Origin of the sequence: Streptomyces sp. Y20 (genome assembly GCF_043195475.1) — a bacterium.
In the GTDB taxonomy this organism is placed as follows: domain Bacteria; phylum Actinomycetota; class Actinomycetes; order Streptomycetales; family Streptomycetaceae; genus Streptomyces.
Window position 1 is genome coordinate 1 of the sequence record NZ_JBIDDP010000004.1, and the last position, 24,273, is coordinate 24,273.

General features: G+C 72.8%; 23 protein-coding genes and 1 pseudogene. 10 read left to right on the forward strand and 14 right to left on the reverse strand.

All coding sequences use genetic code 11. The features are described from left to right. Window positions 1-239: 239 nt before the first annotated feature. The 7 genes from ACGFT1_RS11375 to ACGFT1_RS11405 all read right to left on the reverse strand — a co-directional run bounded on the left by ACGFT1_RS11375 (window position 240) and on the right by ACGFT1_RS11405 (window position 9,102). Window positions 240-1,850: a dipeptide ABC transporter ATP-binding protein gene (locus tag ACGFT1_RS11375; protein ID WP_373908771.1), complete on the reverse strand. Its 1,611-nt coding sequence runs from the start codon at window positions 1,848-1,850 to the stop codon at window positions 240-242. Beyond that, on the reverse strand, window positions 1,847-2,845 hold the full coding sequence (locus ACGFT1_RS11380) for an ABC transporter permease (RefSeq protein WP_373908772.1): 999 nt from the start codon (window positions 2,843-2,845) through the stop codon (window positions 1,847-1,849). Before ACGFT1_RS11380 ends, ACGFT1_RS11375 begins: the two co-directional genes overlap by 4 nt. Continuing rightward, on the reverse strand, window positions 2,842-3,966 hold the full coding sequence (locus tag ACGFT1_RS11385) for an ABC transporter permease (protein WP_373908773.1): 1,125 nt from the start codon (window positions 3,964-3,966) through the stop codon (window positions 2,842-2,844). Before ACGFT1_RS11385 ends, ACGFT1_RS11380 begins: the two co-directional genes overlap by 4 nt. Window positions 3,967-3,970: 4 nt before the next feature. Next, window positions 3,971-5,689, reverse strand: a complete 1,719-nt coding sequence (locus ACGFT1_RS11390) for an ABC transporter substrate-binding protein (RefSeq protein ID WP_373908774.1) — start codon at window positions 5,687-5,689, stop codon at window positions 3,971-3,973. 184 nt (window positions 5,690-5,873) lie between these two features. Then, window positions 5,874-5,969 (reverse strand): Ms4533A family Cys-rich leader peptide, encoded by a 96-nt coding sequence (locus ACGFT1_RS11395; RefSeq protein ID WP_356825865.1) that lies wholly within the window; start codon window positions 5,967-5,969, stop codon window positions 5,874-5,876. A gap of 56 nt (window positions 5,970-6,025) precedes the next feature. Further along, on the reverse strand, window positions 6,026-7,252 hold the full coding sequence (locus tag ACGFT1_RS11400; protein ID WP_373908775.1) for a DUF3152 domain-containing protein: 1,227 nt from the start codon (window positions 7,250-7,252) through the stop codon (window positions 6,026-6,028). A gap of 800 nt (window positions 7,253-8,052) precedes the next feature. After that, a complete protein-coding gene (locus tag ACGFT1_RS11405; protein WP_373908776.1) occupies window positions 8,053-9,102 on the reverse strand; it encodes an alpha/beta fold hydrolase in 1,050 nt (349 codons plus the stop codon). Window positions 9,103-9,299: 197 nt separating this feature from the next. Between ACGFT1_RS11405 and ACGFT1_RS11410 the strand changes: the two genes are divergently transcribed. The 4 genes from ACGFT1_RS11410 (at window position 9,300) to ACGFT1_RS11425 (ending at window position 11,148) form a co-directional block, all read left to right on the forward strand. Next, window positions 9,300-9,524 (forward strand): hypothetical protein, encoded by a 225-nt coding sequence (locus ACGFT1_RS11410; RefSeq protein WP_373908777.1) that lies wholly within the window; start codon window positions 9,300-9,302, stop codon window positions 9,522-9,524. Between the two features lie 156 nt (window positions 9,525-9,680). Continuing rightward, complete coding sequence (locus ACGFT1_RS11415) at window positions 9,681-10,322, forward strand: TetR/AcrR family transcriptional regulator (protein WP_373908778.1); 642 nt, start codon at window positions 9,681-9,683, stop codon at window positions 10,320-10,322. Between the two features lie 160 nt (window positions 10,323-10,482). Beyond that, entirely contained in the window at window positions 10,483-10,710 is a 228-nt protein-coding gene (locus tag ACGFT1_RS11420; RefSeq protein WP_373908779.1) for a DUF3107 domain-containing protein, read from the forward strand. A 168-nt stretch (window positions 10,711-10,878) separates the two neighbouring features. Beyond that, window positions 10,879-11,148 carry a hypothetical protein gene (locus ACGFT1_RS11425; RefSeq protein WP_373908780.1) on the forward strand — a complete coding sequence of 90 codons (270 nt, stop codon included), beginning with the start codon at window positions 10,879-10,881 and terminating at the stop codon, window positions 11,146-11,148. A gap of 98 nt (window positions 11,149-11,246) precedes the next feature. Here ACGFT1_RS11425 and ACGFT1_RS11430 read toward each other — a convergent pair whose 3' ends face one another. Then, window positions 11,247-11,993: a ferritin-like fold-containing protein gene (locus ACGFT1_RS11430; RefSeq protein ID WP_356944756.1), complete on the reverse strand. Its 747-nt coding sequence runs from the start codon at window positions 11,991-11,993 to the stop codon at window positions 11,247-11,249. Between the two features lie 502 nt (window positions 11,994-12,495). Between ACGFT1_RS11430 and ACGFT1_RS11435 the strand changes: the two genes are divergently transcribed. Then, on the forward strand, window positions 12,496-15,030 hold the full coding sequence (locus ACGFT1_RS11435) for a DEAD/DEAH box helicase (protein ID WP_373908781.1): 2,535 nt from the start codon (window positions 12,496-12,498) through the stop codon (window positions 15,028-15,030). Between the two features lie 142 nt (window positions 15,031-15,172). Continuing rightward, window positions 15,173-16,063 (forward strand): alpha/beta fold hydrolase, encoded by an 891-nt coding sequence (locus ACGFT1_RS11440; RefSeq protein WP_373908782.1) that lies wholly within the window; start codon window positions 15,173-15,175, stop codon window positions 16,061-16,063. A gap of 37 nt (window positions 16,064-16,100) precedes the next feature. Here ACGFT1_RS11440 and ACGFT1_RS11445 read toward each other — a convergent pair whose 3' ends face one another. Next, complete coding sequence (locus ACGFT1_RS11445; protein WP_373908783.1) at window positions 16,101-16,997, reverse strand: NYN domain-containing protein; 897 nt, start codon at window positions 16,995-16,997, stop codon at window positions 16,101-16,103. A gap of 218 nt (window positions 16,998-17,215) precedes the next feature. On the opposite strand from ACGFT1_RS11445, the gene ACGFT1_RS11450 reads away from it, so the two are divergent. After that, window positions 17,216-17,368, forward strand: coding sequence for a hypothetical protein (locus ACGFT1_RS11450; protein WP_194294011.1), 153 nt, complete (start codon window positions 17,216-17,218; stop codon window positions 17,366-17,368). A gap of 76 nt (window positions 17,369-17,444) precedes the next feature. Here ACGFT1_RS11450 and ACGFT1_RS11455 read toward each other — a convergent pair whose 3' ends face one another. The 3 genes from ACGFT1_RS11455 to ACGFT1_RS11465 form a co-directional block, all read right to left on the reverse strand. Then, window positions 17,445-18,050, reverse strand: a complete 606-nt coding sequence (locus tag ACGFT1_RS11455) for a MarC family protein (RefSeq protein WP_356825843.1) — start codon at window positions 18,048-18,050, stop codon at window positions 17,445-17,447. A 70-nt stretch (window positions 18,051-18,120) separates the two neighbouring features. Continuing rightward, entirely contained in the window at window positions 18,121-18,978 is an 858-nt protein-coding gene (locus ACGFT1_RS11460) for a PHP domain-containing protein (protein WP_373908784.1), read from the reverse strand. A 214-nt stretch (window positions 18,979-19,192) separates the two neighbouring features. After that, complete coding sequence (locus tag ACGFT1_RS11465; RefSeq protein WP_373908785.1) at window positions 19,193-19,834, reverse strand: DUF6758 family protein; 642 nt, start codon at window positions 19,832-19,834, stop codon at window positions 19,193-19,195. Window positions 19,835-19,989: 155 nt separating this feature from the next. On the opposite strand from ACGFT1_RS11465, the pseudogene ACGFT1_RS11470 reads away from it, so the two are divergent. Beyond that, window positions 19,990-20,259: pseudogene (locus ACGFT1_RS11470) on the forward strand (LPXTG cell wall anchor domain-containing protein); the annotation flags it as partial. Between the two features lie 41 nt (window positions 20,260-20,300). On the opposite strand, the gene ACGFT1_RS11475 reads toward ACGFT1_RS11470, so the two are convergent. Continuing rightward, entirely contained in the window at window positions 20,301-20,885 is a 585-nt protein-coding gene (locus tag ACGFT1_RS11475; RefSeq protein WP_373908786.1) for a suppressor of fused domain protein, read from the reverse strand. A gap of 490 nt (window positions 20,886-21,375) precedes the next feature. On the opposite strand from ACGFT1_RS11475, the gene ACGFT1_RS11480 reads away from it, so the two are divergent. Both ACGFT1_RS11480 and ACGFT1_RS11485 read left to right on the forward strand, forming a co-directional pair. After that, window positions 21,376-22,500: a magnesium and cobalt transport protein CorA gene (locus ACGFT1_RS11480; RefSeq protein WP_373908787.1), complete on the forward strand. Its 1,125-nt coding sequence runs from the start codon at window positions 21,376-21,378 to the stop codon at window positions 22,498-22,500. Window positions 22,501-22,532: 32 nt separating this feature from the next. Next, entirely contained in the window at window positions 22,533-23,048 is a 516-nt protein-coding gene (locus ACGFT1_RS11485) for a hypothetical protein (RefSeq protein ID WP_373908788.1), read from the forward strand. Window positions 23,049-23,322: 274 nt separating this feature from the next. Here ACGFT1_RS11485 and ACGFT1_RS11490 read toward each other — a convergent pair whose 3' ends face one another. Beyond that, window positions 23,323-24,072, reverse strand: coding sequence for a hypothetical protein (locus ACGFT1_RS11490; protein ID WP_373908789.1), 750 nt, complete (start codon window positions 24,070-24,072; stop codon window positions 23,323-23,325). Between the last annotated feature and the right edge of the window lie 201 nt (window positions 24,073-24,273).

Here is a 24,273-nt window from a genome sequence, read left to right on the forward strand (position 1 = left end):
TCCCACCGCTCCTGCCGGGACTCCTGCCCGATCTGGGCATCGAGAGAACGACAACGCCGGCTAGCCGCTCCGCGGCCACGGGGGGGGGGGCGCCCCCCCCCCCCCCCCCCCCCCACCACCAGAAGGGGTGAACGGTCGTGGCTTTCGCGTGCAGGTCGCGTTACGTCGCGCTAAGGAAGCACCATGCGATCACCCGGTGACGCCCGGTGGTCCCCGATGAGCGGCCGAGCGGGCCGGCGCTACGCCACCGCCGGTTCGCGCCGGGCCGCGCGGCGCCGGGCCGCGAGTGCGGGGTCGAGCGCGGGTACGGCGGCCAGGAGCTGCCTGGTGTACGGCTCGCGCGGGGCGTCGTACACCTCGTCGGCGGGCCCGTACTCGATGAGCCGGCCGCGCCGCATCACCGCGACCCGGTCGCTCACCTGGCGGACCACGGCGAGGTCGTGCGCGATGAAGACCAGGGCGAGCCCCAGTTCCCGCTGGAGTTCGCCGAGGAGGGCGACCACCTGGGCCTGCGTGGTGACGTCCAGCGCGGAGACCGGTTCGTCGCAGACGATGACGCGCGGCTCGGCGGCGAGTGCCCGGGCGATACCGATGCGCTGGCGCTGTCCGCCGCTGAACTCGTGCGGGTAGCGGTCGTAGTGCGCCCCTTCGAGGCCCACGCGCTCCAGGAGTTCCGCCACCCGCCCCCGGATGCGGGCCTCGTCCCCCGCCTGTCCCCGGCCGCCCGCCCCGCGCGCCCGAAGCGGATCGGCGATGGACTCGCCCACGCTGCGGCGGGGGTTGAGGGAGGAGACGGGGTCCTGGAAGACCATCTGGACGGACGGGTTCACGCCGGTGTGCGGGCGCCCTTCGTAGCGGATCGTGCCGGCGGTCGGCTCCAGCAGCCCGACGAGCATGCGGCCGAGCGTGGTCTTGCCGCTGCCGCTCTCGCCGACGACGCCGAGGGTCTCCCCGCGGCGCACGGTCAGCGAGACGTCGTCGACGGCCGCGAGCGCGCGCTTGCCGCGCCCGAACTCGCGCCGCACGCCGGTGGCCTCCAGCACGACCTCGTCGGTGGCCGGGGAGCCGGTCCGGCGGGCGTCCACGCGCGGGACGGCGTCGAGCAGCGCGCGGGTGTACGCCTGGGCGGGTGCCGCGAGGACCGCGCCGACGGGTCCGTGCTCGACCGTCCTGCCGTGCCGCATGACGAGGACGTCGTCCACGCTCTCGGCGGCGACGCCGACGTCGTGGGTGACGAGCAGCAGGCCCATGCCGGTCTCCTCGCGCAGCGTGTGCAGCAGGTCGAGGATCTGGGCCTGGACGGTGACGTCGAGGGCGGTGGTCGGCTCGTCGGCGATCAGCAGGCTCGGCTCGCAGGCGAGGGCCATGGCGATGAGGGCGCGCTGGCGCATGCCGCCGCTGAACTCGTGCGGGCGGGACCGGGACCGGCGGGCCGCGTCCGGGATGCCCACCCGGTCCAGTACCTCGACGGCACGCGCGCGTGCGGCGCGGCGCGACACGCGCGCGTGGACGCGGTACACCTCGGCGATCTGGTCGCCGACGGCGTAGTACGGGTCGAGCGAGGACAGCGGGTCCTGGAAGACCATGGCGGCCTTGGCGCCGCGCAGCCGCCGCAGCGCCTCGTCGGAGGTGGCCTGTACGTCGGTGCCGGCCACCCGGATCGAGCCGCCGACGCGCGCCCCGGTGTCCCGGTGCAGGCCCAGCAGGGCGCCCGCGACCGTGGACTTGCCGGAGCCGGACTCGCCGACGAGGGCCAGGGCGGCGCCCTCGGCCAGGCTGAAGGAGAGCCCGTCGACGGCTCGCAGGGAGCCGAAGTCCACGGTCAGGTCCCTGACGTCCACCAGGCTCATGCGAGCACCACCCGTCGGTCGGCCACCGCGTACAGCACGTCCGCGACGGCATTGGCGAGGATCACGAAGAAGCCGGTGACCAGCACCATGCCGACGACCACCGGCAGGTCGACGACCTTCACCGCGTGCACCAGCTCCTGGCCGATACCCGGCAGACCGAAGAGCGTCTCGGTGAGTACCGCGCCGCCGACGGCGGAGCCGAAGGTGACCGCGTTGAGCGCGATGACGGACGCCGTCGCCCCGCGCAGGGCGTGCCGGGTGATCACCGCCCGCTCGCTCACGCCGTAGGCGCGGAACGTGCGGATGTGGTCCTCGGCCAGTGTCTCCAGCATCGACGCCCGGGTCAGCCGGGCGAAGTTGGCGGCTTCGACGAGGGCGAGGGAGAACCAGGGCAGCAGCAGGTTCCAGGCCCACTGTTCGGGGTCGTCGGTGAAGTGCACGTACTGCGGGAAGGGCAGCAGTTGCAGCTCGCCGCAGACGACGATCATCAGGACGAGGCCGATGACGAAGACGGGGGTGGCCGTGCCCGCCAGGGTGAGCGCGGTCAGGACGCGCTCGGAGAGCCGGCCGCGCCGCCAGGCGGACAGCACGCCGGTGCCTACGCCGAGCAGCAGCCAGATCACCATCGCGCCGAGCACGAGCGAGAAGCTCACGGGCAGCTTGGTCAGGATGATGCCGGTGACCTGCTGGCCGGTCTGGTACGACTGGCCGAGGCAGGGCGCCGGGCAGTGCTCCACGGAGGTGCCCGTGGAGAAGTCCTGGCCCGCGAGGAGTCCTTGCAGGAAGTGCCAGTAGCGCACGTACAGCGGATCGTCGAGGTGGAGTTGCTCGGCGACCTGGTGGACCTGGGCCGGGGAGCAGCGCGGGCCGCAGGTGATCTGGGCGACGTTGCCGGGGGTGACGTAGAAGACGATGTAGATGATCACCGAGAGCACGAACAGGGTGACCAGTGCGCCGACGGCCCGGCGCAGGACGAAGCCGGCGAGGCCGTTCACGCGCGCTCCTCCTTCCTCGGTGCGGGACTCGGTGCGGCGTCCGGGGGTGTGCCCGGGGCAGGGACCGCAGCGGCGCCCGGGGCGGGGACCGCAGCGGCGCCCGATACGGCGCCCGGTGCGGTCGTCTGCGCGCGGGCCTCCCGCTTGCGGCCGGTGCCGACGCGCAGGCGCGAGGCCGCGCGCGGGTCGAGGGCCACGCGGACACCGTCGCCGAGGACGGTCATCGCGAACACGGTCACGAACAGGGCGAGGGCCGGCAGCAGCAGGTACTGCGGGGCCGCCTGGTACCAGACGTCGGCGGAGGTGAGCATCTGCCCCCAGGACGGGGTGGGCGGCTTCACGCCGACGCCGAGGAAGGACAGGGCGGCCTCGGCACTGATGTTCTGCGGGATCAGCAGCGCGGCGTACGTGATGACCGGTGCGGCGAGGCCCGGGAGGAGTTCGCGTACGGCGGTCCGCCCGATGCTCCAGCCGCTGAGCCGGGACGCGGCGACGTAGTCGAGGTTCTTCAGGGTGAGCGTCTGCGCGCGCACCATCTTCGCCGTGGTGCTCCAGCCGGAGACCAGGGCGATGATCAACGCGACGAGGACGGGCCGCGGGAAGCCGCTGGGCACGACGGCCAGCAGTGCGAGCGCCATGACCATCAGCGGCAGCGAGACGAAGATGTCGGTGATGCGGCTCAGGACGGCGTCGACCCAGCGGTTGCCGAGCCCGGCGGCCACGCCCATGGCGACGCCGAGGGCCAGCTGCACCGCCGTGGCCCCCAGCGACACGCCGAGCGACACCCGCGCCCCGTACACGAGCCGGGCGAACATGTCGCGCCCGGTCTGCGGTTCGACGCCCAGCCAGTGGCCGGCACCGGCGCCGCCGAAGGAGCCGAGGGGCACGCCTCCGCGCGCGGAGTCGACCAGGGAGGGGTGGTACGTGTCGGGGTCCTGGCCCTCCAGAGCGGTGAGCAGGGGCGCGGCGAGCGCCACCAGGACGAGCAGCGCGACGACGGCCGCGGCGACCAGGGCGGCGCGCTGCGCCCGCAGCCGCCGCCAGAACTGATGGGCCCCCGGGGCCGCCGGGACGGAGGTGTCCGTCCCGGCGGCCGCGACGGCGGCAAGTGCCTCGCTCACGGTGCTACTTCACCGCGACCTGGGAGATGTCCAGGACGCCGGTCCAGTCGCTGATGACGATGTTCTTGACGTCCGAGCCGTACAGACGCTTGTAGACCGGGTGGAACAGCGGCACGACGAGGGCCTTCCCGCCGATCTTCTTGTCGAGAGCGCCCCACCGCGCGGCGGCGGCGGTGAGATCGGTCAGCTTGTTGATCCGGTCGATCTCGGCATTGACCGACTTGTCGTCGAGCAGGCCCGTGTTGAAGTTCGCTCCGTCCTCGACGATCTGCCGGCCGTCGAAGATCGGGGCGAGGAACGGGCCGCCGGAGGGCCAGTCGGCACCCCAGTGGGCGAGGAAGAACCCGGGCTCGGTCTTCACGCTGTGGATCTTGTCCCGGTAGTCGTTGTCCTCCAGGCCCCGCAGCGTGACCGTGATGCCGGCCTTCTTGAGCGCGTCCTGGAGGGCGGTGGCGATCTCCGGGCTGGTCTCGAAGTCCTTGTTGTTGGAGTGGGTGAGGGTGACCGTGAGCCCGTTCTTGTGACCCGCCTGCGCGAGCAGCTGCCTGGCCTTGCCCGGATCGCCGGTCCGGCCGGCCGGGAACGGGTCGTAGGGCGTGTAGCCGAAGGACTTCTGGTTCGGCAGGAAGGTGGTGGCGGGCTCGGCGAGGGCGCTGCCGCCGGCCGCGTTGACCACCGACGACCGGTCGACGGCGTACGAGATCGCCTGGCGCACCTTGGGGTCGTCGAACGGCTTCACCCTCGGGTTGAACGCGATGTAGTCGGTGTAGCCGAAGTGGCCGGTGCCCACGCGCGCGGCCAGCTTCTTGTCACCGGTCACCTTGGCGAGTTCGGCCGGGCCGAGGTTGGTGTCGGTGGTGACGGCGGCGGAGTCCGTCCCCTGGGACGCGGACAGCCGCTGGTTGATCACCGAGGAGTCGAGGCCGGAGCGGACGTCGATCCGGTCCGGGTAGGCCTTGCGCTCGGGGTCCGTCGCCGCCGACCAGTTGGTGTTGCGCGCAAGGACGAGGTGCTCGCCGTCGTTCTCGTTGCGGACCACCTTGTAGGGGCCGGAGGAGACGGGGTGCGACTCGTACTTGGTGCCCGTGTCCTTGCCCTTGGGCACGGGGGTGAACTGCGTCTGCGTGGCGAGGTACGGGAACTCGCCCTCGGGCTTGTTCAGGTGGAAGACGATGGTCCGGGAGTCCGGCGTCCCGATCGCGGACAGGCCCTTCTTGTCCTTGTACGGGCCCTGGTAGTCGGCGGCGCCGACGAGCCAGTCGCGCAGGTAGGGCGCTCCGCCGGAGAGTTCGGGGGCGAAGGAGCGCTCGACGCCGTACTTGATGTCGGCCGAGGTGATCGGCGTGCCGTCCTCGTAGCGCAGGCCCTTCTTCAAGGTGTACGTCCACACGGTCGCGTCCTTGTTGGGGCGCCCGGTGTCGGTGGCGAGGTCCGGGACGACCTTGGCGCCGGCCGCGCCGTTCTCGCGGTTGCGCGTGGTCAGCGTGCGGAAGACGAGCGAGGGGACGTTGCCGCCACCGGAGGTGTACAGGCGCGCGGGGTCGAAGTCGGTCTGCGGCTGGGAGTTCAGCACCGTGAGCGTGCCGCCCTTGTGGGGCGTGGAGTCGCCGCCGGAGCCCTTGGCATCGCTGTCCTTCGGGCCGCAGGCGGCGGCGCCCGCTGCCACGACCAGGCTGACGGATGCCGCTGCCACGCGGCGCGCTATGACGGACGGTTGATGCATCGGAATGACGACCTCTCGGGAACTGATCGAGGATTTCTCGAAGAGTGAGACATACGGACGAGGAATGAGACGGCTGCGGACAGTCGTCAGCCCCGGCGCCGGGTCGTCGAAACGTCCGTGACACGGTCACGGTCACGGACGAAAGGGGAAGAAGAGTCGCGACGCGAGCGCCAGGGAGGCGGCGTCAGCGACAGTCGATGTCGGCCACGCAGAGCGCGGTCACGCCGATCAGCGCCAGCTCGATGGCGGCGCTGTGAGAGACGGCATGACGGGACCACATGGGCAGAAATATGAACGAACTTACGACTCATGTCAATGTGACATAAGTGAGTGGAGTCAACTCCTGGGATAGGGCCACGGGTTGGGCCGGCAGTGGATCCCGTCGTGGTCCAGGAACTTGGTCTGCTGCTGCATGACCGGCGCCAACTCGTTGTTCCTCTGGCAGCTCACGTGCCCGTGGCCGAGCCGGTGGCCGACTTCGTGGTTGATCAGCATCTGCCGGTACGCGTGGATGGCGGAACTGCCGTACGTCCGGCTTCCCTGAGCCCAGCGGTAGGCGTTGATCATCACTCGTTCGGTGGAGGCAGAGTCGCAGGAGACGTTGTCCTCCGTGGTGTCCAGGCCGGACTTGGCGCACCAGGTGGCGGTGGTGCCGGGGCTGGCCAGTGTGATCACGAAGTCGGGCTTGCCCGAGGACACGCGCTCGAAGGTACGGGCACCGCCGTGGGCCCAGCTGCGGTCGTCGTTCAGGGTCTTCTGCACCGCCTCGGCGAACAGCTCGCCGTCCAGCCCCAGTCCCCGCTCCACATCCACTCGGTACCGGTATTTCCGGCCGACACCGGGTGCCTTGGCGGACCCGGGCACGGCGTCGAACTTCCCGGGGCCCTTCAGCTCGGCGCCGAGCGGGTACGTCCGGTTCATCTTCTGGTCGTACGACAGCGCCGTCACGTCCGGCGCGGTGGACGGCGCGGGCTCGCCGGAGGCGTTCGCCCCGGCGGCCCGCCCGGCGGAGGGGGACTTCACGGCGTCGCCGTCCCGGCCCCTGGCGACCTGCCCGGCGACGACGACCGCGAGCACGGTGGTGACGGCCGCCGCCGCGATGCCGGTGAAGGCCCGTCCCCTGCTCCCGCCGCGCTGGACGGGCACCGCGACGCCGTCGCCCGTGGGGGCGACGGCCTGCGCCTCGTCGGCCGGCTGCCGCGGGCCCCAACGGCGGGTCCGTCCCGCGCGCACGGCGGAGCCGTCTTCGCCCTCCGCATCTCCGGTGGCTCCGGTGACTCCGGCCTGTCTCTCGAAGGCCTGGAGGTACTCCTGGCGGGGCCCGGGGCCGCGCCCGGGGCCGTCCGGTCCCGCCTGGCGCTGCCGCGGCAGCACCACGCCGGGCCCGCCGGCACCGGCCGGCCGGCCCCCGAACTCGCCCCAGCCACCCCCGGCTTCCCGCTGCTCGGGATGCCCGCCCCGCGCGGACGCGCCCTCCCGCGACCGGGGCACACCGCGCGCGGGGGTGCCGTCGGGCAGCCGGGGCCCGCCCTGCGCGGCGGCGCCGTCCCGGAGTCGTGGCATCCCCTGCGCCGGGGCGCCGTCGGCGGAGCGCGGCCTGCCGCGCTCCTCACCACCGCCCGCTCGTCCCGGCACGCCCCGCGCGGAAGCGGCGTCCGGGCGCCGGGGCACACCGCGCGCGGGCGTGCCGTCGGGGGGACCCGACGCATCCCGTGCGGGCGCTCCGGCCCGGGGCCGCGGCGCATCGCCCCGGCGGCCGTCCCCGTGTACGTTCCCGCGACCGCCGGCAGGCGCGTCCGGCTGCGTACTCCGCCGGTCGTCGGAGCGTTCGCCCCGGCGGTCGCCGGAGCGCACGTCCCTCCGGTTGTCGGAATGCCCGTCCCGGCGGTCGTCGGAGCGCACGTCCCGGCGGTCGTCGGAGCGCCCGTCCCTCCGGTTGTCGGAGCGCCCGTCCCGCCGGCTGTCGGAATGCCCGTCACGGCGGTCGCCGGAGTTCGCATCCCGCCGGTCGCCGGAGTATCCGTCCCGGCCGCCGTCGGAATGCACGTCCCTCCGGTTGTCGGAATGCCCGTCACGGCGGTCGCCGGAGTTCGCATCCCGCCGGTCGCCGGAGTATCCGTCCCGGCCGCCGTCGGAATGCACGCCCCGCCGGTTGTCGGAATGCCCGTCCCGGCGGTCGCCGGAGCGCGTATCCCGCCGGTCGCCGGCGTCCGGGGCACGCCGGCCGTCGGGACGTGCGTCCCCGCCGTCGTCGGGGTCCCGGTCCAGGCGGTCGTTCTGCCGGGGCTCCGGCCGGGCGGCTATGTCCGCGGACTCGTCCCTCGGGACCGGTCCGCGGCGGCTGTGGCGTCCCACCCTGGCCCTCAGCTCCTCGCGTCCACGGCGGCGGTAGCGCCGCCGTCGGTGTTGCCCGCGTCGCCGGTGCCGCCGCGCGGGGCCGGGCCGGCGGCTCCGGCGGACGCGCCCGTGTCCGCCAGGAGGTCACGGAAGGCGCCGGCGACGATGTCCGGGTACTCCATCATCGCGACATGGCCGGCCTCGGGCAGGGTCAGCAGACGCGAGTCGCGGAAGGCGCGGGCGGCCTTGCGGGCCATGCGGAAGCCGACCAGCTGGTCCCGGGCGCCGTAGACCAGCAGCGTCGGGGCGAGCACCCTCTCGGCCTGCCGCCACAGCCCGTGCTGCCCGCCGAGCGTGTAGGCGTTGACGATCCCGCGCGCGGAACGGGCCATCGCGTCCCAGAAGTACGGCAGCCGCTGCCGCCGCTCCAGCTCCTCGACGGCCAGCTGGAACGCCTCGGGCGCGACCCGCCCGGGGTCGCCGTAGCAGAGGGCCATGACCCCGCGCACCCGCTGCTCGGCCGTCCACTCCTGGGTGAGCCGGGTGAAGAGGGCGGCGACGCCGGGCACGCCGAGGAGCCCCGTCGGCACCGCCGAGCGCTGCACGCGCAGCTCGGGCAGGGCGGGCGAGACGAGGGTGAGCGTGCGGACGAGGTCGGGCCGCACGGCGGCCACGCGCGTGGCGACCGCGCCGCCGAGCGAGTTGCCGAAGAGGTGGACCGGGCCGCGGCCGGCAGCGTCCAGATGGCGGATCACCGCGCGCGCGTGCCCGGTGACGGAGTAGTCGCCGTCGTCCGGGGGCGGGGAGTCGCCGAAGCCCGGCAGGTCCACCGCCTCGCTGTCGACGACACCGTCCAGCTCGGCCATGAGGGACGACCAGTTCTGCGAGGAACCGCCGAGCCCGTGGACGTACAGCGCGGGTGCCAGGCCTTCCCGCGTGGCGGGCCGGGAACGGACCGTCAGAGTGACGCCCGGCAGACACACGGACCGCAGCCGCTCGCCTTCGCCGACCCGGACGGGCGCCACCCTCGGAAGCACACTGGCGGCCGATACGGTCGGCGATTCGGTCGAAGACATGCGGCAATGTTACGAGGTGATCACGCCGGGATCCGTGTGTTCGCCGTCACAGCGTGAACCACGGGCGGCCGGAGAACCGGACAGCGGGCCGGCCTGATGGCATGGCGTCCCCATCAGGTGTCTCCTAGGCTCGTACAGAGGGCACCCTCGTGTGGCCCCTGCATTTTCCAGGGACGTTCGTAGGAAGGGAGCCCACCATGGCCTATGACCCCACCGAACCCGACGCGCTCGAGGACCTGGAAGCCGACGCCGGGCCGGAGATCGATGTCGAGGCGCCCGAAGTGGACGCCGTCGAGCAGCGCGCCCCCGTCAGGCCGGACCGCGACGACCCGCTGACGGCGCTCGACCCGGACCGTGCGAACGAGGCCGATCTGGTCGAACAGGCGCGCGTGGTCACGCTCGACGAGGACGACTACCGCTGACCTGACGGGATCCGCCGGGCCGCTCCGGGGGTGCCGCACGGCTTTCGCCGTCGTCCGGTACGTGAAATTCTGCGCTCGCACCGCGCACACCAGGGTTACCGAAAAGTACGATGGCCGCGCGGCCGACACCGCATGTGGACGACTTTGGGAGGCGGCGTGACAGCCATCGAGCAAACTGAGGCGGTACGCCCGCGTGGCACCCGTCTGCCGCGCCGCGCCCGGCGGAACCAGTTGCTGGGCGCCGCCCAGGAGGTTTTCGTCGCGCAGGGGTACCACGCGGCGGCGATGGACGACATCGCCGAGCGGGCCGGCGTGAGCAAGCCGGTGCTCTACCAGCACTTTCCCGGCAAGCTGGACCTCTACCTCGCCCTGCTGGACCAGCACTGCGAGTCGCTGATCCGGTCCGTGCGCGGCGCGCTGGCGTCGACGAGCGACAACAAGCAGCGCGTCCGGGCGACCATGGACGCCTACTTCGCGTACGTGGAGGACGACGGCGGCGCGTTCCGGCTGGTCTTCGAGTCGGACCTGACGAACGAGCCCGCGGTGCGCGAGCGAGTCGACAAGGTCACCAACGAGTGCGCCGAGGCCATCTGCGACGTCATCGCCGAGGACACGGGCCTCTCGCGCGCGGAGTCGATGCTGCTCGCCTCGGGCCTCGGCGGGCTGGCCCAGGTGGTGGCCCGGTCCTGGCTGCACAGCGACCGCAGCGTCCCGCGCGACCAAGCGGTGCAGCTGCTGGCCTCGCTGGCCTGGCGGGGCATCGCCGGTTTCCCGCTGCACGGTATCGATCACCACTGACACCACTGCCCACCGCTGCCCTGCTGATGCCGGTCTGTTCCCGTTCGGTGTTCGCTCCTGGCGTTCCGGCCCGCAGCGTGTACGTCCCCTCACCGGGCTAATGTGTGCTGGGTACGGCGCGGAAGATCGCGCAATCACTGACCGTCGGAGGGACATAGCCGTGGAGGTCAAGATCGGCGTGCAGCACGCGCCCCGCGAGATCGTTCTGGAGAGCGGTCAGAGCGTCGAGGAGGTCGAGCGTCTCGTGAATGACGCGCTGTCCGGGAAGACGCAGCTGCTGAGCCTCCAGGACGAGAAGGGCCGCAAGGTCCTGGTGCCGACGGAACGCCTGGCGTACGTGGAGATCGGCGAGCCCACCGTGCGCAAGGTGGGGTTCGGCACGCTGTAGGCCGAAGTCGTGAGGAGGGCCCGGCGGCCGTGTGCCGCCGGGCCCTTTTCCTTGCGGTGCGCACAGCGGGGGCACACGTCCGCCACAGGTGATGATTGCCATCCGCAGGTCAGGGGTATGACGGGCTAGGACCGTCGAGCCAGACCGGCCGTGGGAGGGACCCCCGACATGATCCTGGAAGCACTCGGCGCCGCCGCACTCGGTCTGATCCTCGCCTGGGCGGCGGCCCACCGCCTCGCCCACCGGCTGCCGAGCCGCCCGCTGGTGTACTCGACAGGCGTGGCCGGCGCCCTCTTCGGCGACTTCGTCACCCACACCGCCCTGGGCCCGGGCACCGGCCCGCTCAGCCTCCTGGGCGCCGCGATCATCGCGGTGGCGTCGCTGTCCCTGCTGCTGCGCCCCGCGGGCCGTCTCGGCCGGCGCTCGGCACCGGCGTAAGGGAGGTCGCGCGGCCGGGCCGGCAGGGGCGCGGGAGCCGCGCGAGCGACACATCGCACGCGCGGCCACGGGACAGCGGGCACCACGCCCACGCAGTGCTACGCGGCCAGCCCCAGCGCGGCCATCCGCTTCGTGTGCGCCTCCGTGATCCGCGAGAACATCCGCCCGACCTCGGCGAGATCGAACCCGTCGGCCACCCCGCCCACGAGCATCGTGGACAGCGCGTCCCGGTCGGCGACGACCCGCTGGGACTGCGACAGCGCCTCCCCCATCAGCCGCCGCGCCCACAGCGCCAGCCGCCCGCCGACGCGCGGGTCGGCGTCGATGGCGGCGCGCACCTTCTCCACCGCGAACCCGGCGTGCCCCGTGTCGTCGAGGACGGCGAGCACCAGCTCACGGGTGTCGGAGTCGAGCCGGGCCGCGACCTCGCGGTAGAAGTCACTCGCGATCGAGTCGCCGACGTACGCCTTGACCAGGCCTTCCAGCCAGTCCGACGGCGCGGTCTGCCGGTGGAAGCCGTCCAGCGCGGCGACGAACGGGTCCATGGCGGCCGTCGGCTCCTCGCCGACCTCGGTCAGCCGGTTCCGCAGCCGCTCGAAGTGGTGGAACTCGGCCGACGCCATCTTCGCCAGCTCCGCCTTGTCCGCGAGGGTCGGCGCCAGCTTGGCGTCCTCAGCGAGGCGTTCGAACGCCGCCAGCTCCCCGTACGCGAGGGCGCCGAGCAGGTCCACGACCGCGGCGCGGTACTGGGGGTCGGCGGACGCCTGCGCCCAGTCCTGGGCGGCGACACCGGTGGGTCCGGCGGGTGCGGCGGACGCGTTCTCAGGCTTGTCAGAGCTAGTCATGAGGCGCACAATAGCCCGCTCGTCGCGGCCCTCGAGCCCTGGTCGATCACGGTGGCCGCAACTCCGTGACCGAATCGGCCATCGCATGTGCGGCAATCCGGGGTATGGTGGTAATGCGCCTGCTGAGTGCGTCGACGGTGCTCGACGTGTCCCGACAGGCCGCACGCATGAGGATGCCCGGTCGGTGGCCCGATCGGCTCCGACCCGACAGCCCTCCCTGGCCGTACGGCAGTGATCGTACGACGACAGGAGGGACACCCTCAGCGGTACGAGCGCTAGAGCGTCGGCAGAGGTCCCGTGTCTTACGGCTTGCCCGAGTGGTTCGCCCGTACGGCGGCCGACGTCCCCGGCACGGTCAGACATGACTCCCGCGCTCGCCTCGCACCGCGCACACAGAAGAGGCATAACCCTGACTACGACCTTCCGAGATCTCGGAATCCTTCCCGAGACCGCCGAGGCCCTCGAAGCCGTCGGTATCATCACCCCCTTCCCCATCCAGGAGATGACGCTCCCCGTAGCCATGACCGGCACGGACGTCATCGGCCAGGCCAAGACGGGCACCGGCAAGACGCTGGGCTTCGGTCTGCCGCTCCTCGACCGCGTCACCGTCCCCGCCGACGTGGAGGCCGGACGCGCCACCCCCGCCGCCCTCACCGACGCCCCCCAGGCCCTCGTCGTCGTCCCCACGCGCGAGCTGTGCACGCAGGTCACCAACGACCTGCTGACGGCCGGCAAGGTCCGCAACGTGCGCGTCCTGGCGATCTACGGCGGCCGGGCGTACGAGCCCCAGGTGGAGGCCCTGAAGAAGGGCGTCGACGTCATCGTCGGCACCCCGGGCCGGCTGCTGGACCTCGCGGGCCAGAAGAAGCTGGACCTGGGCCACATCAAGAGCCTGGTGCTCGACGAGGCCGACGAGATGCTCGACCTGGGCTTCCTGCCCGACGTCGAGAAGATCATCAAGCTGCTGCCGGCCAAGCGCCAGACCATGCTGTTCTCCGCGACCATGCCCGGCGCGGTCATCGGCCTCGCGCGCCGCTACATGACGCAGCCCACGCACATCCGCGCCACCTCGCCGGACGACGAGGGCGTGACCGTCGCGAACATCAAGCAGTTCGTCTACCGCGCGCACTCCATGGACAAGCCGGAGATGATCGCCCGCATCCTCCAGGCCGATGGCCGCGGGCTGGCGATGATCTTCTGTCGTACGAAGCGCACGGCCGCCGACATCGCCGAGCAGCTCCAGCGCCGCGGGTTCGCCTCCGGCGCGGTCCACGGCGACCTCGGCCAGGGCGCGCGCGAGCAGGCCCTGCGGGCCTTCCGCAACGGCAAGGTCGACGTCCTCGTCTGCACCGACGTCGCCGCGCGCGGCATCGACGTCGAGGGCGTCACCCACGTCATCAACTACCAGTCCCCCGAGGACGAGAAGACGTACCTGCACCGCGTCGGCCGCACGGGCCGCGCGGGCGCCAAGGGTACGGCGATCACGTTCGTCGACTGGGACGACATCCCGCGCTGGCAGCTGATCAACAAGGCGCTGGAGCTGGACTTCAACGACCCGGTGGAGACGTACTCCAGCTCCCCGCACCTGTTCGCGGAGCTCGGTATCCCCGCGGGCACGAAGGGCACCCTCCCGCGCTCGGAGCGGACCCGTGCCGGTCTGGGAGCGGAGGTCCTGGAGGACCTGGGCGAGACCGGCGGGCGGGGCGCGCGCGGCCGTGGCCGTACCGACCGCCCCGACCGCGGCGGCCGTACCGAGTCGGCCCCGGCCGAGCGCGAGCGTCCGGCCCGTACGCCGCGTCGTCGCCGCCGCACCCGCAACGGCGCGCCGCTGGACACCGCCCAGGGCGCCCCGAGCACCCCGGTGACCGAGCCGACGGCCACGCCCGCGGCCGCACCCGCGGCCACGGCCGGGCCCGCGGAGGAGATTCCGGCGGAGGCCCGCACCCCGCGCCGCCGTCGCCGTACCCGCGGCGGAGCGGCGCCGGAGCCGGTGACGTCCGCCGCGGCGTCCGCGTCGCCCGCCGAGGCCGCTGACGTGGCCGGCACCGCCGACGTCGTCGCCGGGACGGTGGCCGTCACGGAGGGCACCGCCGTCCTGGACACCCCGGCGGCCGCGGACAAGCCGCGCCGCCGCCGCACCCGCAAGTCGGCGGCGCCGGAAGCGGTGACGTCCGAGTCGGTGACCGAGCCGGCACCGGCCACCGCCGACGCGGCCGCGCCGGTGACCGAGCCCGTGGTCACCGTCAGCCCGGTGGCGGAGCCGACGCCCGAGGCCGCTCCGGCCGCGGAGACCAAGCCGCGCCGCCGCACCCGCAAGACGGCCGAGCCGGCCGCCGGGACGGAGCCGACGCAGACCACCGCGGAGCCCGTCGAGGCGAAGCCCCGCCGGACCCGCAAGAGCGCGGTGGCCGCCGAAACATCCGCCGACACGGCCGTCGAGACCGCCGAAGCCAAGCCCCGCCGCACCCGCAAGGCCGCGACCGCCGCGGTCGCCGCGGAGACCGTGGCGGACGCGGCCGAGGCCACCGAGGCCAAGCCGCGCCGCCGGACCCGCAAGGCAGCGGAGCCGGTCGTCACGCCGGACGCCCCTGAGGCCGAGGCCGTCGCTCCCAAGGCCCGCCGGACCCGCAAGGCCGCGGTCGCCGCCGAGAGCGCCGTCGACACCGCCGAAGCCACCGAGGCCAAGCCGCGCCGGACCCGCAAGACCGCCGCAGCCGCACCGGAAACGCCTCAGGCCGAAACCGGGGCCGAGCCCAAGCCGCGCCGCACCCGCAAGACGGCAGCCACTGCCGCCGACGCGACCGCCGACACGGCCGAAGCCACCGCCCCGAAGGCCCGCCGCACCCGCAAGGCCGTTGCCGAGGCGGCAGCTCCGGAGATTCCGGCGCAGGCCACCGAGGAGCCGGAGGTCAAGCCGCGCCGGACCCGCAAGACCGCGGCGTCCGCTGCCGAGGCGGCCGGTGAGAGCGTCGGTACGACGCCCAAGCCCCGCCGGACCCGCAAGACCGCGGCGTCCGTGGAGGCCCCCGGGGCCTGACCCGGGTGCCGCGTCCCCAGCGGCAGCGTCAGCCGGTCCGATGGCCGGGTCCACCATGGCGGTGGACCCGGCCATCGGCGTTCCCGCCCGATCGCCCGGGCCCGCCGCCCCACCGCGCCGGCGTTCCGCATAACCTCTCCCCATGAGCAGGCCTCCCTCCTTCGTGCCGCCTGCCGGGGCACGCGCGTACTCGCTTCGCACGGCTCGTGGTGACTTCGCCGTGGTGGACGCGCCCGTGGCCGACGGTGCCGAGCCCAGGGGCGTGGCGCTGCTGCTGCCGGGGTTCACCGGCAGCAAGGAGGACTTCAACCCGCTGCACGTGCCGCTCGCCGCGCGCGGGTACCGGACCGTCGCCGTGGACGGGCGGGGCCAGTTCGAGTCGGACGGCCCCGAGACGGACGAGTCCGCCTACGCGCAGGAGGAGTTGGCGCGGGACGTGCTGGCGCAGGCGGAGGCGATCGGGGGCCCGGTGCATCTGCTGGGGCACTCCCTCGGCGGCCAGATCGCGCGCGCGGCCGTTCTGCTCGACCACACGCCCTTCCTGTCGCTGACCCTGATGGCCTCCGGCCCGGCGCAGATCTCGACCGCCCAGCAGGACCGGGTGAAGCTGCTGCGGGACGCGCTGGCCGTGCTGGGCATGCCGGAGGTGTGGCAGGCGATCCAGGGGATGGAACCGCCGGAGGAGACCGGGACGCCCTCGCTCGACGGCGGGCTGGACGACCGGGACGACCTGCGGCGCCGCTGGCTGGGCACCAAGCCGGCCCAACTGATCGCCACGGGCCGCCAGTTGTGCACGGAGCCGGACCGGGTCGCGGAACTCGCGGCCGTCGGGCTGCCGTTCCACGTCCTGTCGGGTTCGCGGGACGACACCTGGCCGCTGCCGCTCCTCGACGACATGGCGGTGCGGCTGGGGGCCCGCCGCACGGTCGTCGAGGGCGCCGAGCACTCCCCCAACACCGACCGTCCGCGGGAGACGGCCCGCGCGATCGCCGGTTTCTGGGACGGCACCGCGAGCGCGCGCCGGCCGCGGTAGGACCCGCGCGCTCCGGCGGCGGCAGGGCCGCGCGGGGTCAGTACTGTCCCTGGAGGTGGTCCCAGAAGCCGTCCCGCAGGGCGCGGCGGAGATCGGACTGGCCGCGCAGCGAGTACTGGAGCAGCGCCTCGGCCTCGACCAGCAGGTCCTGGTCGACGGAGCCCGGCAGGTAGGGATGGCCGGGGAACAGCTCGACCAGTGCTTCGCGGCCCCGGGAGACGAGCCACTTGGCCGCGATCTGGGCGCCGACGAAGCGGACGTCCTCGCGGGTGGGGCGGGCGCCGGCGGTGGCGTCGTAGGCGGCGGCCGTGCGCCGGGAGACGTACGGCTTGAAGAACTCCAGGTCGAACGTGCGCTGGCTGTCGACCTCCCAGAGCAGCGGCTCGGCCTGGTTGCGTCCTTCGGGGGCCTCGACGCCCCACAGGTGCACGCGGGCGCCGTAGCCCTGGGCCGCCTCGACCGCCGAGACCAGGTCCTCGTCGCCGCCGAGGAGGGCCGCGTCGCTGATCGCGCGGTGCCGGGCCAGTGACTCCAGGTCCGTGCGGATCAGGGAGTCGACGCCCTTCTGCTGGTTGTTGGCGTTGAGGTTGCCGAGCCGGATCTTGACGTCGGGCAGCTCGGCGATGGTCTGCTGCTCGGCGGTGTGGATGCGGCGGCGGGCGCCGTCGTACCAGTACACGCGGAGCAATCGGCTGTCCGCGAAGATCGTGCGGGCCTTGTCGATCAGCGCGTCGATCAGGCCCTGGGCGTCCACGTCGAAGGCCCGGCGGTCCTCGGTGCCGGCGACCAGCCGGCCGGCGGCGGCGTACAGATAGCCGGCGTCCACGAAGATCGCGTGGGTGGAGGGGGTCTTGGCCACTTCGGCGAGCATGCGTTCCAGCAGCTCGTTCGTGCGGTTGATGCGGGCGCCGAGGGCGGCCAGGTCGTCGTTCATCGACACCCATTGTCCCGGTGGTCACGCTGCGGACACAACCGGTCCCGGTCGGTCCCATGTGTGCCGCTTACCGGTCAGTAATTAGTTGTTCGAAAAATTTCTTTAGCGTAGGGAATGTTTGTAACACGCAGCACGTTGACTCCGTACGAGACCGGATACACGTCCGGTGCTCTCAAGTAGTTCTCCGCAGGAGGATGACCAGACGAAGGGAGAAGCCCATGCGCTTCGAAATCATGCGTCTCGACGAGGTCGACGGCACCACCGTGGACAGCACCGTCGTGGACGCCGCCTCCGTCAACCGGATCGTGCAGCAGGCCGCCGCCATCGGGCAGCGCCTGTGGATCCGCCCGGCCGACACCCAGGCCTCGTAGCCCGGGCGCCGGCGTTCGCCAGGATCGGCGGGCGTTCGCCACTCAAGCTTTCCGGGGGAGCCGAGCCGACGACGGCTCAGCTCCCCCGGATCACCTGAGTGACCCCGTTGATGATCTGCTGCACGGCGATCGCGGACAGCATCATGCCGGCGAGGCGCGTCACGAGGACCACACCGCCGTCCTTGATGACCCGGATGATCAGCAGCGAGTAACGCATCACCAGCCACAGCACGACGTGGATCGCGAGGATCGCGGACCACACCGACACCTGCGTGGCCACACTGCCGGCCTTCTGCACGGCCAGGATCACGGACACGATGGCACCTGGCCCCGCCAGCAGCGGCATGCCCAGCGGTACGAGCGCGACGTTCACGTCCTTGGTCTGCTTCGGCTCGTCGGTCTTGCCGGTGAGCAGGTCCAGCGCGATCAGCAGGAGCAGCAGCCCGCCCGCGATCATCAGCGCCGGGACGGAGACGTGCAGGTAGTTCAGGATCTGATGGCCGAGGACGCCGAAGACGGCGATGACCCCGCCCGCCACGCAGACGGCCTGGAAGGCCATCCGCTTCTGCACCTTGGCCGGCCGGCCGGCGGTCAGGGCGAGGAAGATCGGGGTGATCCCAGGGGGATCCATGATGACAAATAGGGTCAGGAACAGGGAGCCGAAGACGGCGATGTCGAACATGGGGGAAGTACAGGCCTTGCGGGAAGAGGAAGTACGGGCGTGAGGTGGTGCGGGCGGCCCCTTCGGGCCGTCAGGCTCCGCCGGTGCCCGGCACCGGGAAGGCGCCCGTCGCCCGCCGGGTGATCTCCCCGTACACCTCGGGGTCGGTCGTGTACGCGCCGAGCGTCACGGTCTTGCGGCTGCCGTGGTAGTCCGAGGAGCCCGTGACCAGCAGTCCCAGATCCTTGGCGAGGTCCCGCAGCCGGGCCCGGGTGTCCGGATCGTGGTCCATGTGGTCGACCTCGAGGCCGTCCAGACCGGCCTCGGCCAGCTCCGCGATGCGGGCCTCCGGCACGGTACGGCCGCGCTTGGCGGCGGCCGGGTGCGCGAACACGCAGACCCCGCCCGCGGCCTTGACGAGCCGGATCGCCTCGAAAGGGTCGGTCTCGTGCTTCGCCACGAACGCCCGCCCGCCGTCGGCCAGCCACTCCTCGGTGAACGCGTCGCTCACCGTCGGCACAACTCCCAGCTCCACCAGCGCGGACGCCACGTGCGGACGGCCCACCGAGCCGCCGGCGGCGATCCGCTCGACGTGTTCCCAGGTGACCGGCACGCCCAGCGCGTTCAGCTTGGCGACCATGCCCTGCGCGCGCGGCACCCGGTCGTCCCGGACCAGCTCGCGCTCGGCGAGCAGGGCGGGCTCGTCGGGGTCGAAGAGGTAGGCCAGCAGGTGCATCGAGACGCCGTCGATCCGGCAGGACAGCTCGGCGCCGGTGACCAGGGTGAGCCCCTCGGGCAGCGCGGCGATCGCCTCGCCGTACCCGCGCGTGGTGTCGTGATCGGTCAGCGCGACGACGTCGAGACCGGCCGCGGCGGCGCCCCGCACCAGCTCGGCCGGCGTGTCCGTGCCGTCGGAGGCCGTGGAGTGACAGTGCAGATCGATGCGCACGGCGACTCCAGGCAGGTGACGGAAGGGAACGGGACGCCTAAGGATAGCCGGGTTTCCGGGCCCGCCTGTCACACCCGCAGGGCCGCAGTGCCCCCTACGGCATCCCCCTCAGGGGCGCCGCACCGACGCACCGAGGGGCGGGAACCCGCGCGACCGGCCCGCCACGGACCGGCAGCCGCCACCGGGCCGGAAACCCGCCCCGGACCGGCGGACGCTACGGCTGGAGCAAGCGCGGCGACAACGCTCCGCACGGCACCAGGTCGATCTCCGCCCCCGCGTCCCGCAGATCGGTCAGCACCAGTTCGTCGTACATGAGCAGGCCCGACTGCTCGGGCCACATCACCGCCCACAGCCACATCCCGAGCGCCTCGCCGGCGAAGACGGCACGGTCGTCCGGGGTGCGGAAGACATGCCAGAGGGGCGTGGGGCGGCCCGCCGCCAGGACCTTGGCCTGGGGCGGCTTCTCCACGTTCATGTACGACCCCGGGTCCGGGCCGTCGATGCCGGCGTAGCGCGCGCCGAGGCCGACGCCGAGCTCCTCGGCGATCAGGATCATCTCGCCCGGGCCGCCGAGCGGGCCGGGTCCCGAGCAGGCCACGGCGGTCGCACGGCCGCCACTGCGGTCGTCCCCGGCATACGTGACGCCGGTGAACAGCCATCCGACCGGCAGCGGCCACGGCATCCAGACCGGCACCTGGGTGCGATGCACCACGACGTCGAGCGCCTCGACGCTGGGCGGGATCACGGGCTGTAGCGGATGGACCGTGCCGTGCACGTCGCACTGCCACGAATCGGCGAAGAGGCCGGGAGCCCTGACCCGGCCACCACACCTCGGGCAACTGGGTTCGCCCCTCATAGGGCTCCACGCTCCTACCCCTGCCCGCCCGCGTCAAGGACGATCACCCGTCCGGACGGAAGTGCCGGCCGCGGCCCGGCCAGGAGGATATAGATGTATCTTACATTAATTAGCCAGCCTAACTTACTGTGTGCATACACCAATCACCTGCGCCCGAACTGGCCCTCGGGGTGCCGGACGCGCCACGCCCGGTGGCGAGCGCGGGCTACAACTTCGTGCGCTGGTTCGCCGCCGCCGCGGCGCCCTATTTCGCGCCGAAGATCGAGGAGTGGAGCGACGTCCGCATGCCGTTCACCGCCGCGGCGGTCACCGCGGTGCTGGGCGCGCTCGTGGTCCTCGTACGGCGCCGGGCCCTCACCCGCGAGGCCGCGGAACTGGTGCCGGAGCACGCCACCGAGGACGGCGTCACCGCCTTCGCCGACTGACCGGATCCGCCCTCGCGCCGGCGGGAGCTGTGCACGCGGCGTCAGTCGAGCGGGACGGACCGGCGGGCGGGGTCCCTCAGGTCCGTCCCGTGCGTGAGCCAGCGCTCCTGGAGAGCCTGGGCGCCGTGCACCCGCTTCCAGGCGGCCTCGTTCGGGGTCATCGGCAGCAGCGGCAGGAACCGGACGGGATCCATCGGGGCATCCAGCTCCAGGTCCTCGACCAGCCCGCCGGACTCGCCCACCAGCACCGAGGTGAAGGGGGCGCCGGGCCACAGCGGCCCGCCCACGTCCAGCGAGGCGCCCGGCGCCACCACCAGGCCCTCCACCTGGGGGGAGGCGGCCAGCACGGCGAGCGGGCGGAGCACCTTGTCGGTGTCGGCACGGCCCGCGCGGACGGACAGGACCAGCTCGGCGCGGGGCCCCGCGACCGGGTCGGCGAGCATCACCGTGGGATCCGTCATGGGGTGCGCGGACATGCCACAGGTGGCGTACCGGACGACGTCCCCCTCGTGGAAGCGGAGCACCTCGATGCGGTCCGTGCCGAGGAAGGTGACCGCGGCGCGGGCGTCCGGCTCGCCCAGCGCGCTGCTCAACCGGGCCTCGACCAGAGGAAGAACGTCAGCCATGTGCCGAGCATAGAACTCGTCAGCTGCGGGCAAAGCGGCGCCTTGACAGTACGGGCGGCTGGTACTCTGAGCCGGTGGTTCGGGGCAGCACGCCGTCAGGAGTGCCCCAAGCCCTCCAGGCGCCGGCGGACTCGCTGTCGAGTCCCGGCGCCGTTGAGACTCCCTTACGAGGGACCGGCCGGAGGAGGTGGGGCTGTCATGGATCGAAGTCGACCGTGCAGTACCACTCGCTCTTCCGGCTGCTGATCTGATTACCGGCTGGCCGTCGCCTTCCCTTTCGCGTCGTCGTTCGGAAGAGCACTTCGTCTCGCTTTGCCTGATCTGTCTGACCTGAAATCAGTTCTGCATCAGTAGCGAAGCCGCCACCGCGACGGTGCGGTGCTCCCCGCTTTGTGGACGTGCCAAACATCCGCAGTCAGGACGTCCCCATTCCGGGTAGTTCCACCCGTCGCCGCGCGCTTTCGCTGCCCGCCTGCGAAGGAGCCCGCCCATGTCGATGATCCGCGACCTGCGCGCCGTGGTCCGCCCGTCGTCCCGTGTCTCGCTGCGCAAGGACGCGGGCACCTCGTACGACACGACGCGCGACCCGGGCACGCCCTCGGCCGTGGTCGACTGCGCGGTCTACCGCGACGGCGCCCGCGTGCCGACCCCCGCGCCGCTGACCCCGCACGAGGCGATGCGGCTGGTGCGGCGTGACGGCGGCTTCGTCTGGATCGGCCTGCACGAGCCGACCGAGGCCGAATTCGCGGGTATCGCGGGCGAGTTCGGGCTGCACCCGCTGGCCGTCGAGGACGCCGTGCAGGCCCACCAGCGGCCCAAGCTGGAGCGCTACGACGACTCGCTGTTCACCGTCTTCAAGACCATCCACTACGTCGAGCACGACCGGCTCACCGCCAACAGCGAGGTCGTCGAGACCGGCGAGGTCATGTGCTTCACCGGCCGGGACTTCTTCATCACCGTCCGGCACGGCGGCCAGGGCTCCCTGCGGGCCCTGCGGCACCGGCTCCAGGACGACCCCGAACTGCTCGCCAAAGGCCCGTCGGCCGTGCTGCACGCCATCGCCGACCATGTCGTGGACGGTTACATCGCCGTCGCCGACGCGGTGCAGGACGACATCGACGAGGTCGAGACCGAGGTCTTCTCACCGGGCCGCAAGGGCGGGGTCTCGCGCGGTGTGGACTCGGCGCGGATCTACCAACTCAAGCGCGAGGTGCTGGAGTTCAAGCGCGCGGTGGCGCCGCTGCTGCGGCCGATGCAGCTGCTGAGCGAGCGGCCCATGCGGCTGATCGACCCGGACATCCAGAAGTACTTCCGGGACGTCGCCGACCACCTGGCCCGGGTCCAGGAGCAGGTCGTGGGCTTCGACGAACTCCTCAACTCCATCCTCCAGGCCAACCTCGCCCAGGCGTCCGTCGCGCAGAACGAGGACATGCGCAAGATCACCGCGTGGGCGGCCATCATCGCCGTGCCGACGATGGTGTGCGGGGTCTACGGCATGAACTTCGACCACATGCCCGAGCTGCACTGGAAGTACGGCTACCCGGTGATCATGGGCGTCACGGTCGTCCTGTGTCTGGGCATCCACCGCACCCTGAAGCGCAACGGCTGGCTGTGAGCGGGTCCGGGCGGCCTGGATAGGCTGGGCGCATGACTAGTGAGCTGCTCGACCGGGCCCTCATCGAGGAGGCCGTGAAGAAGTCCGGCCTCGTCTGGGTCAGGGGCGCCGGTGCGCCGGCCGCGCGAGCGCTGTGGCATGTGTGGCACGAGGGCGCCGTGTGCCTGGTCGGCGACGGGCCCGGTGAGCAGCCGCTGGAGGCGCTGGCCGACGGCGGCTCCGCCGAGGTGACCGTACGCAGCAAGGACAAGGGCGGCCGGCTCGTGACGTTCCCGGCGGCCGTGGCCGAACTGGCGTCCGGGTCCCCGGAGTGGGAGGCGGCCGTCACCGAGCTGAAGGGCAAGCGGCTGAACGCCGCCGACGGTGAGCGGATGCCGGCCCGCTGGGCCCGCGAATGCCGGGTGCTGCGCCTGGTGCCGGCGGGGGCCGGGGAGCCGTTGCCCTCCGGCAGTCTGGCGGAGCGTCCGGTCCCGAGCCCGGCGACGACCCGCAGACCGGTCCCGGCGGGCCTGCCGAAGCTGCTGCTCAAGCGACGGAAGAGGAAATGAGGCGCGGGCTGCGGCCCGTGCCCGCCGCGAGCCCGGGCGGGTCCGGCACCGCGGGTACGTGCGGCCGGTGCCACGCCGGGGGCCGTTCTCGCGGACCGGGCCGGATCCGGTCGGCCGCGCCAGGGGGCCCGGCAGGCTCCGGGCAACGGGTCCCAGGTGCGCCGCTGCTCGGCCCGGGCCCGCCCGGGCGGGGCGGCCGGGAACCGCGGGGCGTCGGTGGCCGCCGGTGCCGCGGGGCCTCGCCCGGCCGGGGCACGGGACCGGGGCCGCTCGTTCAGGACGCCGGCAGCTGCTTGCCGTAGTCCACCGTGTCCGACGTGGCCGGCTCGGTGAGGGCGAAGTTCCTGCCCCAGTCGGAGAAGCGGAGCGTGCCCGCGCCGCCGGCCCGGACCAGGCGCAGCGGGTACGGCGTGCCCTGGAGGGACACGTCGAGCGTGCCGCCGGAGCCCTTGTCGCCGGTGACGCGGATCGTGGGGACGCCCGCCTGGTCGTGGTGGCCCTCCGTCGCCAGCTTGCCGTGCAGCGTCAGCAGACCGTCGAGGAGGACGTCCTTGTCCGTGAAGCCGCTGAACTTCCTGTACGCGGGGTCCGCCCGCGGCACCTTCACGTACTTGCCGTCGAGCTTGCCGACCGCGCCGGCGCCGCCGTTGCCGTCGGCGTGGTCCCAGAAGTCCGCGCCGGCCTTCAGATACAGCTCCTGCCCGATCCGCAGCAGCCGGAAGGCCACCCCCTGCGAGGTCACCGACCCGGTTCCGCCGTCGGCCTTGAGCCGCATGTCCAGCCGGTACGTACGGCCGCTGGTCACCACGGTCCCCGACAGCCGTACCGCCGCCGCCCCGTCCGCCGCGGCCCGCGTCCTGGACTCGATCCGGCCGGCGGGCAGCTTGCCCACCCCGTTGGTCCCCGCGTCCGGATCGTCAGCGCCACCGCATCCCGTCAGCGCCACCGCCCCGGTCACGGCCAGGGCACAGGTCGCGGTCACCAGCGCGGTGCGGCGGGTACGGCCCCGGGGAATCGCAGTCACAGGTGGAGCTGCCTTTCTGACGGTTCCTGAGCGGCGTACGGCAGCGTACCGGTGCCCCGTCCACCCCACGGAGCCGGACCGTCCGGACCGCCCACCAGGGCGTATCCAACCGGTAGGAGCTAGCCTGAAGCGCACCCGAGCGGGTGGATCCGAGCAGATCACACCCCCAGCAGTCCCCCCGCGACTCCCAGGCAAAGGAAG